Source organism: Streptomyces sp. NPDC033270 (assembly GCF_055576575.1).
This window is the reverse complement of sequence record NZ_JBVIRA010000011.1, coordinates 139,279-156,939: the sequence shown is the minus strand read 5'-3', so window position 1 is coordinate 156,939 and position 17,661 is coordinate 139,279. Positions and strand designations below refer to the sequence as shown.

The following is a 17,661-nucleotide window of genomic DNA, read 5'->3' as shown; positions in this document are numbered from 1 at the left end:
CGGGTCGACTGGACCGTGCCCTGGTACTGAGGAACCCGAGCGCCTACCACCCCCCCCTCCCCCCCCCCCCCCCCCCCACCCCGCTGCGCGGAGCACCAGCCTTCGAGACGGACCAGACGGCAAAGAGAGTGGCGGCCTTCCGCACGAGGCTGCGTGGGTACGACAGCGCGTTCCTCGTCCAACTCGATGAACATCCGGGGACCCGGGCCGTCGCCCTGCCGACGCACTACGGCACCGAGTCGGTGGACGTGCAAGTGCTGTGGTGGGTGCACGATCCGGTCCAGGTCGTGCGATCGCGCACCACGCACGGCTGGCTCGCCGTGCGGAAGGACCTCGACCGGCGTCTACGTCACCTCAAGGAGCAGTACGGCACCGACGGGAGCGGCCTCGGTGCGCCCGAGATGATGCAGGACCTGGCCGTGCAGCACGAGCTGCAGGGCTGCGGCCTGGCTTACCGCGTCACGGACATCTCCGCTCGGGAAGATGATGGCGAACTGCGCTTGGGCGAGCCCGGTGACGCGGGACTGCCGTATGCCTGGACTGACAAGAGCCGCGAAGAGTACGCGTTCTGCACACGGGCCGTCCGGGACGGTCCGGTGTCACTTGCGGCGCTCTGGCTGGCCAGACACCCGGATCAGGTCAGCCAGGTGCTTGATTGGGCGGTGAACCACTCCAGCCTGATACGGGGGGAGACCAACTGGCAGGACGAGGTGGCCGGCCTGCTGGGCAAGTTGACAGCACAGGAGCAGCAGGAACTCTCCGCATTGTTGCGTGACCGGCTCGTTGCGCTGGGGCGGCACACACCTGGTCGGCAGGGATCAGGCGCGGACGGAGAACGGGCCCACTCGCAGGCCAATGGCTGGGCACGAGGCACGGCGAAAGGGCAACCGGTGTGATGCGGACAGCCGCCGGCCGGGGCCCGGTGTGGGGAGAGCCACGAGGCATCGCTGCCAGACCCCCGCGCCCGTCTCCGGGTCCTCGCCATCGTCAACTGCACAGGACACTGCGCCGGCGCCATCCGGTGGCTTGCTTTCCCCCTGGCCCAAGCCGGGAAACCGTAGCGGCGATGGAGCGCTTCATGGCCGCCAACGGCGTGGAACTCACGCGAGCGGACACCAAAGCGGCCGTGCTCCTTGGCTTCACAGGAGCGGTCCTCGGCGTCTTCATCACGGTGACCAGGAGTGGCGACGCCGTTCAGACACCCAGCACTTGGGGAGTGCACCTATTGTGGTGGACCGCCGTCATCAGCGCGCTGCTGGCCATCGTTTGCTTCGTATGCGCCATCGTTCCACGCCGCCGCGGAGGGCGTCGCCAGGGAATGGTCGCTCCCGGGTACTTCGAGCACATCACGCCGGAACTGGGCGGCGAGCGGCTGAGCCGTGCCTTCGAGCAGGTCGGACACAATCCGACAGGCCCCTTACTGTCTTCCCTGGGAAGAACCAGCGAGATCATTCGCGCCAAATACCGCTGGATCGAAACGGGAACCGTTCTGCTGCTGGTCGCCCTCCCCCAGTTCGCCGTAACCCTGCGGCCGACATGAGGGAAGAATGCGAGGAGCGCGACCATTCTGGACCATGGGCGTCCAACCCCAGCCGGTCGGAATCTTGCGTTAGCCCTGCTGGGCAGCCCCTTGCCGATCCGTCGCGATCAGTTCCTGCCGGTGCTGCCTGACCGTCGGCGAGTCCAGAAGGCAACGTGGTCGATTGTCCCTTCTTCGAGCGATGGTGTACAGGTCGCGGGATGATGCCACCGACGGCACAAGCGGGATGCCGGAACGCAGATCGGTTGGCATGACTCAAGGCGAGGCGAGTATGACGGTGCATCGGCAGTGGATCGAAGGCGCAACGATCTACGGCCCGGTTCTCCAGGTGCGTGACGTCAATGGGGACATCGTCGTCAATCACAGTCGGCCGCTCTACAGCATCGAACGGTTTCCCCTGTCGCACCCCCGGATCAGCACCGAGCGTGCCCGCCGGCAGCCCGCCCGACTGCTGCACGCACGCTACGCACTAGTCGACTTCATGGGCCGCCGGAAGGAATTGGCAGCCATGGCCGAGTGGCGGGACACAGCGGATGACGTCTCCGTCATGCTCCTGCACGGTCCGGGCGGACAGGGCAAGTCGCGTCTGGCGGCTCAGTTCGCCGAGATCAGTCATGCGGGTGGTTGGAAGGTGCTTCAGCCACGCCACGCGACCGACCCTGTCCCCTCGTCCAGTGGCGGCGAAGCCTTGGATTCCGCGACGTTGATGATTGTCGACTACGCAGAGCGCTGGCCCGTATCGGACCTCCTGGAACTGCTCGTAGACGCGGTACGACAGCGCGGACGGGCTCGGGTACTGCTCGTCGCTAGGCCTCGGGGTACATGGTGGCAAAACCTCGTCTACCGCCTGGATGCACATGACTTGAACACGCAGGACCTGTTCCTTCCCGCCCTCGCCAATGAGTTGCACTCACCGGCAGAGCTGTTCAACGCCGCACGGGTCCGCTTCGCTGGCGCTCTCGACGTGCAGGGTGCACACGCTGTCGCGGCCCCACAAGAGATGAACCGCGATCCCGACTATCGTCAGGTGCTTGCCATCCACATGGCCGCTCTGGCTGCCGTGGACGCTCATCGCCGCAACGAGGCAGCGCCCAATGGAACCGCCGGGGTATCGGCGTACCTCTTGGCCCGGGAAGACGCCCACTGGCGCGCCCTCCACCACAACGGGCGCGTGCGCATCACACCGGACACCTTCAAGCAGACCGTTTATACCGCAGCCCTCACCAACGCCCTCCACTACGACGATGGCCTCGCTGCTCTTCAGCGCATTGGCGTGGCGTCCGCCGAACCTGGGGACCAGATCCTCAAGGACCACGCCATCGCCTATCCACCGATGGGCGGCTCCACTGTGATGGAGCCCCTCTACCCCGACCGTCTGGCGGAGGATTTCCTGGCCCTGACGGTCTTCGGACATGGCATCGAGTCCTACGAGCCGGACCCATGGGCCGAGCTCGCCCCGCAGCGGCTGCTGACGATGGATTCCTCCTGGCAGCGTACGGCCATGACGACGTTGGTGGCCGCTGCGGCGCGTTGGCCACACGTGGCGGAGAAGCAGCTGACACCTCTACTGATGGCAGATCCCGCACTGGCGCTCAAAGGCGGTGGCGCGGCGCTGGCCACTTTGAGCGAAATCACGCACTTGGACGTCTCCGTCCTGGAAGCTGTCGAGACCTGCTTACCGTCCGACAGTCATGCCGATCTCAATGCGGGCATTGCCACCTTGACCCAGCGCCTGACCGACCACCGCGTCGCCATGACCGATGACCCTCATCAGCACGCGCGCCTCTTCGAGACACTCGCCCAGCGGCAGTCACTAGCGGGTCTGCATAAGCAGGCCCTCCTTTCCGGCCGGCGTTCAATGCAGATCAGGATGCAGCTCGACGGAGGCAATCCGACCGCGCAGGAGTCCTCGTTCGCCTCCACGCTATGCGATGTGGGGGTTTACCTCGCACGTAACGGCCAGTATCAGGATGCCCTCGTCACGACCGAGCAGGCCGTCGGAATCTTCCGGAAGCTGGCAGACACGGATCCGGATCGGCACCGCAGCGGACTGGCATCCGCCTTGTTGAACTACGGCGCTGACCTGGCCCAGGTGGGGCGTTGGGAAGAGGCACTCGTCGTTGTCCACGAGTCAGTCGCCATTCGCCGCAAGCTGGTACTGCACAATCCGACGGAGCATGAGCCCTACCATGCCGCTTCGCTCTCCAGCCTGGCCGTTCTCCTCTCAAGATCCGGACAGCGGAGGGAAGCAGTGGAGGCTGCTTCGCAAGCAGTGAATATCCGACGTCGACTGGCGGCAACAAGAGCTTACGCGCATGAACCCGAGCTGGCGATGTCGCTCGTCAATCTGAGCGTTCGCCTGTCGCACGTATCCAAATTCCCTGAAGCGTGCGATGCCGCAGAGGAGGCTGCGGAAATTTACGCGCGACTCGCTGCGCACAACCCTCTGACGTTCGAAGCAGAACATGCCAGGGCCCAGATTAACTTGGGGAGCCATCTCTCGCACATCGGCCTCAACGAACGTGCTCTGGCAGCTACCTCAAAAGCTGTCGCCATCAGGAACAGGCTCGTATCCCTGCACCCGGGAGAGCACGAGGTCGAACTGTCCGAAGGTCTCTCGAAGCTTGGGCTTCAGCTGGCATCCTGCGGACAATTCGACGCAGCAATGAACACCTGGAAGCAAGCCATTGACCTCAGACGTCAACTGGCCGCGACCGGAGGATCGGAACAGCGCCAGGAACTCGCGAAAGCGCTCTGGACCGTGGCATGGATGTGCGTAGCTCAGCAGCGGGATCTCCCCGACGCTGTAGAGACGATTCAGGAGTCGGTGACGGTATACCGCGCGCTGGCTCGGCAGTCGGAGTCCTTCATGGCAGACTTCCGCGGCGCTGTGGACACCTATGCCCGTGCACTTGTCCTACTGGGCAGGGACCAGGAGGCTCGAAGCATCCTCCGCTCGCTCGCCGCAAATCCGCTGGGGGCAGGCGATGAGCTGCGAGCCGACGAAGACGGATGCGAGTATCTGGAGGGTTCGGGCTCGACCTGAGTCATCCCGAGAACCCAGCAGTCTGAAAGCAGCAGTACGAATTTTTCACCCTGGATGCCGGCACATCCCCGGTGTACGTGGAATTTGGCAGCATGCCCCTGCGCTATGCGGAGGACGTCGCCCGGGTGGCCGTCGAGGCGGTCCGGGCACGGGCTGCCGCGCGTCGGTGGCGGCGAGGCTGCTGCGCGATGCGATCGGCTGAAGCCGGGTGTTCCGCCAGCCGCGGCCCGGGGTGAGTCGGCGACCGGCGCCTTCGTGATCCGCTGTGCGCCCCAGCGTGCGCCCAGCGCATCAAGTCGGCCCTGCGCACTCTCTGCCCTGGTGGGCTCCCAACTGCTCTTCTGTGTCCCATGATTCGTACGGATCGGACGAATCACGGCGGCAGCTGAGGAGAAGAGGAACGCCCTTGACCACACAGTCCGAAACCCAGGGTCGGGAGGAGTGGCCCGTCCGCAGCTTTCTCGGCGGTATGTCGGAAGCCGTGCGCGCCGAGCTGCTCCGGCTCGGTACCCGCTGCCGTTATCTGCCGCAGGAGATCCTGATACGCGAGGGCGACCGCTCCCACCATGTCGTGCTGCTGCGCTCCGGCTTCGTGAAGGTCACCGCGCGCCTGGACAACGGCCATGAGGCGCTGCTGGCCATCCGTGTGGGCGGCGACATCGTCGGCGAGATGGCGGCCATGGACGACGCCCCGAGGTCGGCCACGGTCACCGCCTGCGGAGAGGTGGTCGCCAGCATCGTCCGCGAGTCCGACCTGCGGTTCTTCCTCGGTACCCATCCCGATGCGGCGCTGACCATCGCGGGGATCGTCGCCCAGCGGCTGCGCTGGGCGAACCGCCGGCGCATCGAGTTCGGCGGCTATCCGGTCAAGGTCCGGCTCGCCCGGGTGCTCGCGGAGCTGGCGGGTTCCTACGGCCATCCGGTGCCGCGTGGGCTGGTCATCGGCGTGGACCTCACCCAGCCGGAGCTGGCCGCGCTCACCGGTTCCGCGGAGGTCACGATCCACAAGGCGCTCGCCGACCTGCGCAAGGACGGCCTGATCACCACGGGGTACCGGCGTACCACCGTGCTCGACCTGAGTCGGCTGCGGGAGGTCGCCCGGATGGGCCCGGCCGTTGCGTAACACCCGCCACTACGGCCGAAAACCGTATTTCTACGACCCACTCGGTGTTTCCCGCCTCCGGCCGCACAGTTGACGCCCGACCTCGGTCAACTACGGCAGACAGGTGGCGAAAGCCCATGACATCGCAGCCCCCGGCCCAGTCCCAACCGCAGCCGCACGCACAGGAGATCATCACCCGCCATCTGTGCATGGCGGCCGATGTGGAGAAGTACAGCCGTCTCGACACTCCGAGCCAGGAAGTCATTCAGGCCGACCTGGTCCGGGTGCTGGAGGAGTCGGCCGTGCTCAGTGGCCTCGACCGTACGACCTGGTCCCGCCAGCCTCAGGGGGACCAGGAGTTCGCCGTGCTGCCTCCGGACACCCCGGAGGCGGTGGTGCTGGGCGACTTCGTCCGGCACCTGGCCGTCCAGCTGGGCGAGCGCAACGCCAACCGCGCCGAAGGGGACCGGATGCGGCTCCGGCTGGCGATCGACATCGGCGTGGCCCGTACCGCCGCACTCGGGTACTCCGGCCCCGCCCCGATAGCCGTGGCCCGGTATCTGAACGCGCCCCAGCTGAAGCGGGTGCTGGAGGTCATGGACTCGACCGACCTCGTGGTCATCGTCTCCGACCGGCTCTACCAGGACGTCGTGCGGCTGCGGGGGCAGGGCCTGGACCCGCAGCGGTACGTCAGCGCGCACATCCGGCAGAAGGAGTTCAACGGCTACGGCTGGATCCACGTACCGGAGCACGGCCCCGAGGAGGTGCGGCCGCTGGTCGGCGACCCGGAACCGGACGGTGCGACGAGCGGTACCGGGCCCGCGCCCACCAATCTCGTGGAGCGGATCGACGGCGGCGTCGTCCACTTCGGAAGCGGTGACGCGGCCAACACCATCGAGAAGAAGTACTACAGGTGATGGAGCGTCAGGCGGTGGACGACACCACTGGCTCCGCCGACGAGCCCATGGACGAGCTGGTGGACGACGGGTCCGCGGATCCGGCCGGCGACTTCGACGACGAGGAGAGCCGGCAGCCGCAGGACCAGACCGAGGAGGAGCTCGCCGAGCAGGCCGACCACATCCGCCGGCTGCGCCGGCAGGGCCTGCGCGCGCCGTTCATGTCGGGCGGGGTCGCCGGCTTCGGCGCCGGGGACGCCGCCGGGACGATCAACAAGCACTACTACGGCACCGCTCCGCAGGACGTCCCGTTCGACGGACGGGTCCCGGGCGCCGACCTCGACCGGCTGCGGGAGCTGTATGTGGAGCCCCGCTCGCACGGCGAGCTGCGCAAGCTGCTGACGCTCCACGGTGTCGCGGTGCTGCGCGGGGCGCCCGGTTCCGGGCGCTACACCACGGCGCTGCTGACCGCGCAGGAGGTGATGGACGCCGACGTCGTCTACCTGGACCCGGAGGCCGACCTCAAGCGGCTGCTGAACAAGGACCTCCGGCCCGGCGGGCTCCAGCCGGGCCGGGGCCATGTCGTCGAGGGCGACGGCAGGCCCTGGGCGTCCGCGCTGCGCGGACAGCTCCTCAACCGCCTGCGCGCGGAGACCTACCGGCGCTCCCCGCTGGTGATCATCGTCGACGACCAGGTGCCGGTCGACGGGCTGGACGACCATGTCGTCGAGCACCCGAACACGGAGGACCTGCGGCTGGAGGTGCTGACGCGGCATCTGACGGTCCTGCTCGACGACCGGCCGGAGGGCTGCCGGAAGCTCCTGGAGCACGAGGCCCTGGTCGAGGAGTTGCGCGGACGCACGTCCATGGCGGAGATCGCGCGCCTGGCCCGCCAGTTGGCGCAGGGCGAGCGGGACGGCCACGACACCGACCAGATCGTCCAGGGGCTGAACGCCCGGCTGCGCGCCAGGGCGGAGCGACTGCTCCGTCCGCCGGCGCCGTCCGGGGACGGTGGTGCGGGCAAGGTGCCGGTCTCCCTGTGGTCCCGGGCGTTCCTGCTGGCCTGTGTGGTCCTCGACGGGACGCCGCTGAGCCGGGTCAGCCGGGAGTCCCATCGGCTGGCGGAACTGCTGCACGGCGTGCGCTCGCCGTCCTCCGTACCGGAGATGCCGCTCTTCCAGGAGAGCCTGAAGGACTGGCTGGACGACTCCGACGTGGAGTTCACCGACCGTGAGGGCAACCCCGTCGGGGCCCGGCATCCGGAGTGCCGGGTGCGGGTCAGTCAGCGCGGTCTCGGCGAGGCCGTGCTGGAGGTGCTGTGGCACGACCACAGCGGGGCCCGCCGGCCGCTGCTGGAGTGGCTGGACGGCCTGGTGATCCGGGGCGAGGAGGACATCCGGGTCGCGGCGGCCCAGACCGTCGGCCTGCTGGCCACCTTCGACTGGACCTACATCCAGGAGGAGCCGCTCGTCCGCTGGGCGACCGACAAGGGGGAGCACGCCGCCCGGCGGCGGTTCGCCGCGGCGTGGGCACTGGAACGGGCGGCGAACGAGGACGTGCTCGCGCCCCGGGTGCGGCGGCTGCTGCGGAACTGGTCCGGCAGGCGCGACTACCAGGCGTGCGCCGAGGCGGCGTACGGCACCCAGATCGGCGTGCTGTTCCCCGCCGAGGCGCTGGGCAACCTGGAGAAGATCGCCCAGACGCAGCAGCGGAGCGTACGAGCCGCCATCCACGAGATCTACGCCGCGGGGTCGCGGACCCAGACCCTGGAGCGGCTGGCGGACTGGTCGCTCTCACCGCACTACCGGCTGCGCGACGACGCCGCCATGTGTCTTCAGCAGCTCAGCCGGTTCCGCGGCGAGCTGGCGGTCACCGGCTTCCTCAAGGAGCCCCTCCCGCGCGGGCATCTGCTGCGGCTGACCCGGAACGTGCTGCTCAGCCGCGACCTCGCCATCTGGCGGCGGGGCTGGGACACCCTGCGGCTGTGGGTGGAGCGGACCGCGGACGAGCCGGGGCTGGACACCGCGCTGGCGGAGTTCGTCGCCGAGCTGCCGCCCGACACCGGCGAGCCCTCGGACCGCCTGCGCGAGCGGTTCCTGTTCTACCTGCGGCTGTGGGAGCACCAGGGCGTCGGTGTCGACGCGGCCGCGCACATCACTTCCCTTGTCACCGAAAGGTGGTCGATATGACCAGCACCTCGCGTCGCGGCCCGCTCACCTGGCTGCGCGCCCTCCTCGGGCGCGGGCCGCAGGCCGCCGCCCCGCTCTTCGAATCCGCGGAGGTGACCGTCCCGGAGCTGCAGGCGGCGCACCAGGAATCCACCGTGTCGTTCGAAACCCCGGCCCGCGGCGGGGGGTTCGACTTCCAGGTCGAGATCCGCTGCGACTGGTGCGCCGAGGGACGACTGGACCAGGGCACGCTCAGCCGCGCCATCGACGGCTACCGCGCGACCATGCCGCAGCTGCTCACCGAGCGGGTCCGGGACATCGCCGGCCGGTACGCGCCGTTTCGTGTGGAGGAGGCGGAGCGCGCCGTCAACGACGCCCTGCGCGAGGGTGAGTGCTTCGAGAACGGGCTGGTCACGTGCCGCACCACGGCGATTCTCAAGCCCGCGCCCGAGGTGCTGGAGCAGCAGCGCAGGGCGGCACTGGAGATGCAGGAGATCGAGCACCGCTACGCCAAGTCCGCGCTTCAGGTGCGGCTGCTGGGCGAGGTCGCGGAGCAGTGGCGGGAGTTCCTGGCCGGCGGTCTGGCCGGGGTGCGGCACGACGACGAGACCAGTTCCTGGCTCACGCCCTGGGCGGTGCTGCTGGCGGAGCAGCCGGACAAGGCCGCCACCGAGGTCGGCAGCATGTTCCGGCTGCGCCAGGAGCAGTTCGACCGGTACGTCAAGCTCCTGGGTCGGCAGCACAAGGAGTACGAGGCGCGCGATCTGTTCGAGTTCGTCGCGAAGAACGAGCAGCAACTCGGCCAGGCGATGCGGGTCTTCGGGCTGGCCCTGCCGGGCGAGGACGGCTCCGGCGAGGGGCCGGCCGAGCCGCTGCCGCGGCCGGCCCGGACCTGAGCGGCCGCGGGGCGGCTCAGGCCAGCAGCGGACCGGCGAGGAAGGAGAGCCCGGCGACCACGGCCATCAGCCCCGTCCAGACCACCCCCCGGGCGATGTACCGGTGCTTGGCCATCACCACCCGGGCCAGCACCGGGATCAGCTGCCAGATCTCCGCCCGCTCGCTGTCCTCGTCCGGCGGCGGGGGGCTGCCGTCGGCGGCGGCCAGCAGCGGCAGGCTGAACCTGTTCGGGGCGGGCGGCGGCCCCAGCCGGGGGCGGAGCGCCTGGACGACGCAGTACACGGCCGGCAGGAACGCGGCCACATGCAGTACGAGCAGGGCGACCGCCACCCAGGCTCCGGGGCCGCCGCGTCCCCAGGCCTCCCGCACCACGCCGCCCTGTGGGATCGCGGTGGCCGCCAGCGCCACCTGGACGGCCCCGAGTATGCCGACCTTCGTGTCGGCGAACTGGGCCGACGCCTGGAGCGAGGTGTAGACGGCCAGCCCCGACCGGAGGCCGGCGGCGCCGCCCTCGTCCTCGCCGGAACCTCCGGCGGTGCGGGGGGCTGGGGGAACGGAGCTGGACACGGAAACCTCCTGGCGCCGGGTGGTCGAAGGCTCCCAGTAACTCCCCTGACGTGGCCCGACAACAGTCATAAATGCGGATTCCGCTCACTTTTGGAGAGCCCAGCAATGCCCCTGACACGCATATCTCCCCGCCGCTTCGTCGCCCTGACCCTGACCCTGACCGCCGTCATGGCGGGCAGCGGCTGCGGCGCCTTCGACATGCCCACGGCACAGCCCTGTAACTGGCTGGCCGGTGTCTCCGACGACGCGGGCAGCGCCCGCAAGCAGACCGTCGTGCTCGTGGACCGCAGCTCCTCCACCCGGCCCGACCGGGCCACCGCGGCGACGGCCCGGGTACCGGACTGGGCGGCCACCCTGCTGGCCGCCCCGGGGCTCGCACTGCCGGAGCTGGAGGGCGGGCTGCTGTCCGTCGCCGGCTTCGACGGCACCCGGGCCACCGTGGACTGGCAGGTGGACCGGGTGTCCGTCACACCGGCGAAGGGCAACGAGACGCTCAAGGAGGACCGGCGCGACGCCCGGCGAGGCTGCCTGAAGAAGCGGCTGCGGCAGCTGTCCGCCACGGAGCCGAGCGCCGATCGCACCGACGTGCTCGGTGCCCTCGCCGCGGCCGCCGACCAGCTCGCCCCGGGTGGTGGCCGCCGCCGGATCGTCATGGCGACCGACGGCCTGGCGAACACCGGCTGCGCCGACCTGCGCTCCGCCGGATTCGACGGCGTGCCGGAGATCGAGGCCCTCGTGCGGCGCTGCCGCACGGCGGGCGAACTGCCCGACCTGAAGGGCGCCGAGGTGAGCCTGGTCGGCGTCGGCCGCACGGCCCGGGGCCAGGCCCCGTCGTCGCCGCAGACCGCCTGGCTCGCCTCGCTGTGGACCCGGCTGTGCGAGGCCTCGGGGGCCGCACGGTGCAAGGTGGCCGCCACCGCCCGGTCCCACGCGGCGGGAAAGCGCACCGGGGCCGGGAAGAAGGCCGGCAAGGCCGAACCCGAGGTGAGTTTCCCCGCCGTCTCGGAGCGGCCGGCCGGCCGGGTCACCACCCTCACCCTCCCCGGCTCCGTCCTGTTCGCGACCGACAGCGCGGAGCTGTCCGCGGCGGCCCGCAGCACGCTCGACGACGTCGCACGCCGGGTGCGGGAGCTGCACCCGCTGTCCGTCGCCGTCTCCGGACACACCGACTCGCGCGGCAGCGAACAGCACGGCCGGCAGCTCTCCCTGGCCCGCGCCAAGGCCGTCCGGTCCGCGCTCGTCCAGCGCCGGATCGCCGTCGCGTCGGCGCGCGGCTACTCGGACGACCGGCCCAGCTGCACACCCGAATACCGCGACGGCGTACCGGACTACGCGGCCATGGCCTGCAACCGCCGAGTGGAGGTCGCCGTGACGGTGCGCCGCTGACCGGCCCCGGGCCGCCACCCGACTCCCCGACGCAAACCCGGCTCTGAAGCAAAGGACTCGTCCATGTCCCACAAACACCGAGGCATCCCCTGTCACCACGGGTGCGGATGCGACATCCGGCACCTGGTGAAGGGCGCCGAACAGGGCCCCGAACGGGAGCCCGAGCACCTGGACAACGGTGAGATGCGGATGCTGCTGCGCGCGGCCCGCGAGGTCGCCGAACTCGTCGGCCACAACCGCGAGCAACTCGCCGCCGCACGTGCCCGCACCATCGACGCCCACGCCAGAACCGAGGAGACGATCCACTCCCTGGCCCGCTTCGAGGCCGCCGCCTCCCTCCGCACGGCCCGGACGGCCCACGAGGCGGTCGAGGCCCGCCATGTGGCGGACGGGGCCCACGACCGGCGCCGCCGCGAGATGTGGATCCGGGTGCTGCGCTGGCCGGTCATCGGTGCCATGGCCGTGTTCGACGCCTGGTACTTCATGCGGGTCTTCCAGTACCTCACCGTCAGCGAGGAGGACGTCTCGCTGCTCGAACAGACGGTCTCCTTCCTGCCGGGTGTCGTGCTGGCCCTGGCCCTGATGCTGTCCGGGCACGCCATCGCGGCCCCGCTGCACCGGATACGCGAAGGGCTGCACGCGCTCCGCGAGCGCCGCCCCGTGCTCGCGCTGCTCGGCTCGCTCACCCTGCCCGCCCTCTACCTGGCCGCCGTGCTGTTCACCGTCACCGTGTGGGCGGTGCTGCGGGCCCGCGACACCGGAGTGGAGGAGGGAGCGATCGAGGGCGCCCGGTACGCGCCCGGCTGGGTCGCGGTGCTGATGCTGGTGCTCGCGATCACCGCCGTCGCCATGAAGGTCGTCGCGCACAACCCGTACGCGGACAGCGCCGCCGAGGCCCGCCGCGGTCTGCTGCGCACCCGGATGACGTACGCCTGGCTGGTGGGGCGGACCGGCCAGGCCCTGCGCGAGCACGAGCAGGCCTGGAGCGACCTGTGCGCGCTGCGGGACGAACTGGCCTCCCATGTCCGGCTGGAGAGCATGCGCGTCTGGGAGGCGGCCATCCTCACCGCCCGTATGCTGCACGGCCAGGCCGGTCCGACGCCGCCCACCCCGGCCCTCCCGGGCGACGGGCCGGTGCAGGCGCCGACGGCGGCCTGGATGGCGCCGCTCTTCGCCGGTGTGGTCGAGCCGCCCCCGGAACTCGGCCCGCTGGTCGAGGCGCACCGCATCGCCCTCACCTGCGCCCCGGCCGAACTGCGCCTGCGCCGCGCCGAACTGATCGGCCGCATCGACCGCCAGCTCGGCCCGGCACAGGCGGCCTGAGGCGCCGGGCGGCGTGAGGCGCGGGCGGCCCGCTTCGGGGCTGCCGCCGCGTCAGGGGGCCGACGGGCGGGCGCGCAGCTCCTTCTTGAGGATCTTGCCCGTGGGCCCCTTGGGCAGCTCGTCGACGATCCGGATCTCGCGCGGGTACTTGTAGGCGGCCAGCTGCTGCCGGCAGTGCGCGGTGAGGTCCTCGGGGGTGGCCCGCGCGCCGGGGGCGAGGCTGACGACGGCGACGACCTCCTCGCCGAGCCGGTCGTCGGGGCGGCCGACGACCGCGGCCTCGGCGACGGCGGGATGGGTGTGCAGGACCTCCTCGACCTCGCGCGGGTAGACGTTGTAGCCACCGCGGATGACCAGGTCCTTCTTGCGGTCGACGACGAAGAAGTAGCCGTCGTGGTCCTGGTGGCCGAGGTCTCCGGTGTGCAGCCAGCCGCCGCGCAGCGCCTCGGCGGTCTCCTCGGGCCGCCCGTGGTAGCCCTTCATGACGTTGTGGCCGCGGACGAGGATCTCGCCGACGTGGTCGGGGCCCGGTGGCAGGACGGCACCGGTGTCGTCGACGATGCGGACCTCCACGCCCCAGATCGGCTTGCCGATGGAGAGCACCCTGCGCTGCTCGGCGCTGATGTTGAAGGTCGTGGTGCTGGCCGTCTCCGACAGGCCGTAGCCCTCCAGGACGGCCACGCCGGCGAACTTCTCCTCGAAGGCGCGGAGGACCTCGCCGGGCAGCGGCGCGCCGCCGCAGACGCCGACCCGCAGCGCGCCGAGGTCCCGGCCGGCGATGTCGGCCTGCAGCAGGGCGGTGTACATGGTGGGGACGCCGGCGAAGATCGTGCAGCGGTGCCGTTCGAGGGCGTCGAGGACCGCTGCGGACTCGAAGCGCGGTACGAGGGCGAGGGTCCCCCCATGGCGTACGGCCATGTTGAGGACGCCGGAGAGGCCGAAGACATGGAAGAGCGGCAGGACGGCGAGGGCGACGTCGTCGGGGCGGTAGCCGAACACCTCTCCGGTGACGGTGCAGTTCATATAGAGCTGGAAGTGGGTCAGCTCGGCGCCCTTGGGGCGGCCGGTGGTCCCGCTGGTGTAGAGCAGGACGGCGGTGTCGTCGGAGCCGGTCGGCGCGATCTCGCCGGTGTCGTCCACGGCGTACAGCTCCGCGTAGGGGCGGGTGCCGGCGATCGTCCGGTCGCTGCCGGGCAGCGGGACGACGTAGGTGGCGACGCCGTCGGCGAGCTCGGCGCCCTTGACGGCCTGGTCCGCGAACTCCTCGAAGGTGACCAGGAGTTCGACGCCGGCGTCGCGGAGCTGGTAGGCGATCTCGGGGGCCGTCAGCAGCGGGTTGAGCGGGACCATGACCAGTCCGGCCTTGAGGATGCCGAAGTAGGTGAACAGGAACTGCGGCACGTTGGGCAGTTGGACGGCGACCCTGGCTCCGGGCCCCAGGCCCAGGGCCCGCAGTGTGGCCGCGAGGCGACCGGACGCCTGGTCGGCCTGGGCGTAGCTGACGGTCAGCTCCCCGAGGTGGCACAGGGGCTTGTCCGGGTGGGATCGGCGGGATTCACGCAGAGCGGTCGCGAGATTGAAGCTCATCCGGGCTCCTGGCGGGCTGCGGCTCGTATCACGCGGGGCATCGATGGGCGGTACAACGATGGCTGCCGAGCATAGGGAGCCGCTAAGCATCGCTCAACAGCGCCTGCGTCACCCGGGACGCCGGAAGCCGCGCGAGGGACGGAATCCAGCCGGAATCACGGGGAATCGGCCGGAGGTCGCCCCCGATGCGGCGCACAACGCTGACGCAGCTGATCACTCCTCAGTGGATCAGAATGCTAAATATGGGGCATGACGGAAAAATTCCGGCGAGAGGGTGACGCCCCACAGCGGTCGTCGCCCTCCCCCCGGCAACCCCTCCGCTCGCTGCTGGAGGCGCACAGCGTCGCCGGCCAGGTGTTCGTGTTGCAGCTCGCCCTTGTGGTGCTGCTGGCCGTCGCGGCCGTGCTGGCCCTGGTCTTCCAGGCACAGGGCGCGCTCACGCAGGAGGCCCGTCAGCGCTCGGTCGTCGCGGCCGAGATCTTCGCGCACGCGCCGGGCACCCTCGCCGCCATGAAGTCCGCCGACCCCAGCACGGTGTTGCAGCCCCAGGCGGAGGCGGCCCGGAAGGGCTCCGGCGTCGACTACATCGTCGCGTTCCGTCCCGACGGCATCCGCTGGACCCACCCGGACCCGCGCCTGATCGGCAAGCGTGTCGTCGGCGGCTCCTTCCAGCCGGCCCTGCGCGGCAAGGCGTTCACCGCCACCGTCTCCTCGGCCCTCGGCCCCGCGGTGAACACCGTGGTCCCGGTCGTCGACCGGGACCGCTCGGTCGCCGGGCTGGTGTCCGTCGGCATCCGCATCCAGCGGACCGAAGAGCGGGTGGTCGACCAGCTGCCGCTGCTGCTCGGCTTCGCGGCCGCGGCGCTGCTGCTGGGCACCGGCGGGGCGGTGCTGATCAACCGCCGGCTGCGGCGGCAGACCCACGGGCTGTACCCGGCCGAGATGCGGCGGATGTACGACCACCACGACGCGGTGCTGCACGCCGTACGGGAGGGCGTGCTGATCATCAGCAGTGAGGGGCGGCTGCTGCTGGCCAACGACGAGGCACGGCGGCTGCTCGGCCTGCCCGAGAGCGCGGTGGCGGACCGGCTCCCGGTCGCCGGCCTGGGCCTGGAGCCCCGGCTGAGCGCGCTGTTGACCTCCGGCCGGGAGGTGACCGACGAGGTGCATCTGGCGGGCGACCGGCTGCTCGCCGTCAACGTCCGGCCGACCGCCCCCTACGGCGGCCCGGCCGGGTGCGCGGTGACGCTGCGGGACACCACCGAACTGCGGGCGGTCTCCGGCGCGGCGGAGGTGGCACAGGAGCGGCTGAAACTGATCTACGACGCGGGGCTGGGCATCGGCACCACGCTGGATGTGTCGCAGACCTCCCAGGAACTGGCCGAGGTCGCGGTCCCCCGGTTCGCCGACGTCGTCACCGTCGAGCTGTTGGAGCCGGTGCTGCGCGGGGACGAGCCGGAGAGCGGGTCGGGCACCGATCTGCGGCGGATGGCGGTCCGCGGCGTCACCGAGGACTCGCCCGTCTACCAGGTCGGCGAGGTGCTCAGATTCCCGCCCGGCACGCCGATGGCATCGAGTCTGGAGAGCGGCCACCCGGTCCTCGTCGACGACATGGGCAGCTCCCACGAGTGGCGGGAGCAGGATCCCACGGCCACCCAGCGGATCCTGGACATCGGCATCCGCTCGGTGATCGCCGTCCCGCTGCAGGCGCGGGGGGTGGTGCTGGGACTGGCCAACTTCTGGCGGTCCGCGGCCTCCGGCGGCTTCACGGGGGAGGATCTGTCCTTCGCCGAGGAGCTGGCCGCGCGGGCCGCGGTCTCGATCGACAACGCCCGCCGCTACACCCGCGAGCACACCCTCGCCGTCACCCTGCAGCGCAGCCTGCTGCCGCAGGCCCTGCCCGCGCAGACCGCCCTGGAGGTGGCGCACCGCTATCTGCCCGCGCAGGCCGGCGTCGGCGGCGACTGGTTCGACGTCATTCCGCTGCCCGGCGCCCGGGTCGCCCTGGTCGTCGGCGATGTCGTCGGCCACGGTCTGCACGCCGCCGCCACCATGGGCCGGCTGCGTACCGCGGTGCACAACTTCTCCGCGCTCGACCTGCCGCCCGACGAGCTGGTCAACCACCTGGACGAACTGGTCGGTCATATCGACACCGACGAGGCGCGGGCGGCCGGCGGGGCCGCGGGCGAGGGGAACCCGGCGGACGACGAGGCCTTCTGGCCGGGCGTCAGCAGCGAGGGCGACGGCGTCCGCCCGGAGGGCAGCCGTACCGGGATCACCGGCGCGACCTGCCTGTACGCCATCTACGACCCGGTCGGGGGCCGGGCCACCGTGGCCCGGGCGGGCCATCCGGGACCGGCCCTGATCCGCCCCGACGGGACCGTCACCTTTCCCGAGGTGCCGGTCTCGCCGCCCCTGGGCCTGGGCGGCAGCGTGCCGGTGGAGACCGCGGAACTCACCCTGGCCGAGGGCTCCCGGCTGGTGCTGTACACGAACGGGCTGGTCGAGGACCGCGACCGCGATATCGACACCGGACTGGAGCTGCTGCGCAGCGCTCTGGCCTCCGGGGCGGACCGCACCCCGGAGCAGACCTGTACGGCGGTCCTGGACGCCGTGCTGCCCGCGCACCCCAGCGACGACATCGCCCTGCTGGTGGCCCGTACCCGGCTGCTGGACCCCGCGCGGGTCGCCGAATGGGAGGTGCCCTCGGACCCGGCGGCCGTCGCCCCCATCCGGTCCGCCTGCCTGCGCAGGCTGGAGTCCTGGGGGCTGGAGGCGATCGCGTTCACCACCGAGTTGATCCTCAGCGAGCTGATCACCAACGCCATCCGCTACGGCGCCCAGCCCATCCGGGTGCGGCTGCTGCACGACCGCGCCCTGATCTGCGAGGTCTCCGACGGCACCAGCGCCTCGCCGCATCTGCGCCGGGCCGCGACCACCGACGAGGGCGGCCGAGGCCTGTTCCTCGTCGCGCAGTTCGCCGAGCGCTGGGGCACCCGTTACGCCCCGGGCGGCAAGGTCATCTGGACCGAGCAGACCCTGGACAGCGGTGAACCGGAGCCCGGCCCGGAGTCGTTGGACGACATCCTCGACCAGTGGGACGACGTGCCCACGAGGTGAGGTGGGCCCTGGCCGGTGGCCGGGCCGCT

Annotated in this window: 12 protein-coding genes; 10 read left to right on the top strand and 2 right to left on the bottom strand. The window is 70.8% G+C overall.

All coding sequences use genetic code 11. From position 1 onward, the window contains the following. The first annotated feature begins 128 nt into the window (after nt 1-128). The 7 genes from ACZ5XZ_RS17805 to ACZ5XZ_RS17775 all read left to right on the top strand — a co-directional run bounded on the left by ACZ5XZ_RS17805 (nt 129) and on the right by ACZ5XZ_RS17775 (nt 9,648). The gene (locus ACZ5XZ_RS17805) at nt 129-896 is read left to right on the top strand and encodes a hypothetical protein (RefSeq protein WP_468978892.1); all 768 of its coding nucleotides are present in this window, start codon (nt 129-131) and stop codon (nt 894-896) included. Nucleotides 897-1,066: 170 nt separating this feature from the next. Further along, the gene (locus ACZ5XZ_RS17800; protein WP_468978891.1) at nt 1,067-1,540 is read left to right on the top strand and encodes a Pycsar system effector family protein; all 474 of its coding nucleotides are present in this window, start codon (nt 1,067-1,069) and stop codon (nt 1,538-1,540) included. A 271-nt stretch (nt 1,541-1,811) separates the two neighbouring features. Then, nucleotides 1,812-4,586 (top strand): tetratricopeptide repeat protein, encoded by a 2,775-nt coding sequence (locus ACZ5XZ_RS17795; protein WP_468978888.1) that lies wholly within the window; start codon nt 1,812-1,814, stop codon nt 4,584-4,586. Between the two features lie 406 nt (nt 4,587-4,992). Further along, on the top strand, nt 4,993-5,709 hold the full coding sequence (locus ACZ5XZ_RS17790; protein WP_468978886.1) for a Crp/Fnr family transcriptional regulator: 717 nt from the start codon (nt 4,993-4,995) through the stop codon (nt 5,707-5,709). Nucleotides 5,710-5,825: 116 nt separating this feature from the next. After that, nucleotides 5,826-6,605, top strand: a complete 780-nt coding sequence (locus ACZ5XZ_RS17785; RefSeq protein WP_468978883.1) for a hypothetical protein — start codon at nt 5,826-5,828, stop codon at nt 6,603-6,605. A 14-nt stretch (nt 6,606-6,619) separates the two neighbouring features. Next, nucleotides 6,620-8,773: a hypothetical protein gene (locus ACZ5XZ_RS17780; RefSeq protein ID WP_468978881.1), complete on the top strand. Its 2,154-nt coding sequence runs from the start codon at nt 6,620-6,622 to the stop codon at nt 8,771-8,773. Then, nucleotides 8,770-9,648 (top strand): hypothetical protein, encoded by an 879-nt coding sequence (locus ACZ5XZ_RS17775; protein ID WP_468978880.1) that lies wholly within the window; start codon nt 8,770-8,772, stop codon nt 9,646-9,648. The genes ACZ5XZ_RS17780 and ACZ5XZ_RS17775 overlap by 4 nt, the downstream gene beginning before the upstream one ends. A gap of 16 nt (nt 9,649-9,664) precedes the next feature. Here ACZ5XZ_RS17775 and ACZ5XZ_RS17770 read toward each other — a convergent pair whose 3' ends face one another. Continuing rightward, nucleotides 9,665-10,216: a Pycsar system effector family protein gene (locus ACZ5XZ_RS17770; protein ID WP_468978877.1), complete on the bottom strand. Its 552-nt coding sequence runs from the start codon at nt 10,214-10,216 to the stop codon at nt 9,665-9,667. A gap of 105 nt (nt 10,217-10,321) precedes the next feature. Between ACZ5XZ_RS17770 and ACZ5XZ_RS17765 the strand changes: the two genes are divergently transcribed. Beyond that, nucleotides 10,322-11,602, top strand: a complete 1,281-nt coding sequence (locus tag ACZ5XZ_RS17765; RefSeq protein ID WP_468978876.1) for an OmpA family protein — start codon at nt 10,322-10,324, stop codon at nt 11,600-11,602. Between the two features lie 63 nt (nt 11,603-11,665). After that, complete coding sequence (locus tag ACZ5XZ_RS17760; protein ID WP_468978873.1) at nt 11,666-12,925, top strand: hypothetical protein; 1,260 nt, start codon at nt 11,666-11,668, stop codon at nt 12,923-12,925. 51 nt (nt 12,926-12,976) lie between these two features. On the opposite strand, the gene ACZ5XZ_RS17755 is transcribed toward ACZ5XZ_RS17760, so the two are convergent. Continuing rightward, nucleotides 12,977-14,512, bottom strand: a complete 1,536-nt coding sequence (locus ACZ5XZ_RS17755; RefSeq protein WP_468978871.1) for a long-chain-fatty-acid--CoA ligase — start codon at nt 14,510-14,512, stop codon at nt 12,977-12,979. Between the two features lie 249 nt (nt 14,513-14,761). Between ACZ5XZ_RS17755 and ACZ5XZ_RS17750 the strand changes: the two genes are divergently transcribed. After that, entirely contained in the window at nt 14,762-17,632 is a 2,871-nt protein-coding gene (locus ACZ5XZ_RS17750) for a SpoIIE family protein phosphatase (protein WP_468978868.1), read from the top strand. Nucleotides 17,633-17,661 lie beyond the last annotated feature (29 nt).

Coding starts and splice junctions, on each gene's coding strand:
- ACZ5XZ_RS17795 (WP_468978888.1), top strand. CDS start 1,812: ATGACGGTGCATCGGCAGTGGATCGAAGGCGCAACGATCTACGGCCCG.
- ACZ5XZ_RS17765 (WP_468978876.1), top strand. CDS start 10,322: ATGCCCCTGACACGCATATCTCCCCGCCGCTTCGTCGCCCTGACCCTG.
- ACZ5XZ_RS17785 (WP_468978883.1), top strand. CDS start 5,826: ATGACATCGCAGCCCCCGGCCCAGTCCCAACCGCAGCCGCACGCACAG.
- ACZ5XZ_RS17760 (WP_468978873.1), top strand. CDS start 11,666: ATGTCCCACAAACACCGAGGCATCCCCTGTCACCACGGGTGCGGATGC.
- ACZ5XZ_RS17755 (WP_468978871.1), bottom strand. CDS start 14,512: ATGAGCTTCAATCTCGCGACCGCTCTGCGTGAATCCCGCCGATCCCAC.
- ACZ5XZ_RS17775 (WP_468978880.1), top strand. CDS start 8,770: ATGACCAGCACCTCGCGTCGCGGCCCGCTCACCTGGCTGCGCGCCCTC.
- ACZ5XZ_RS17800 (WP_468978891.1), top strand. CDS start 1,067: ATGGAGCGCTTCATGGCCGCCAACGGCGTGGAACTCACGCGAGCGGAC.
- ACZ5XZ_RS17750 (WP_468978868.1), top strand. CDS start 14,762: ATGACGGAAAAATTCCGGCGAGAGGGTGACGCCCCACAGCGGTCGTCG.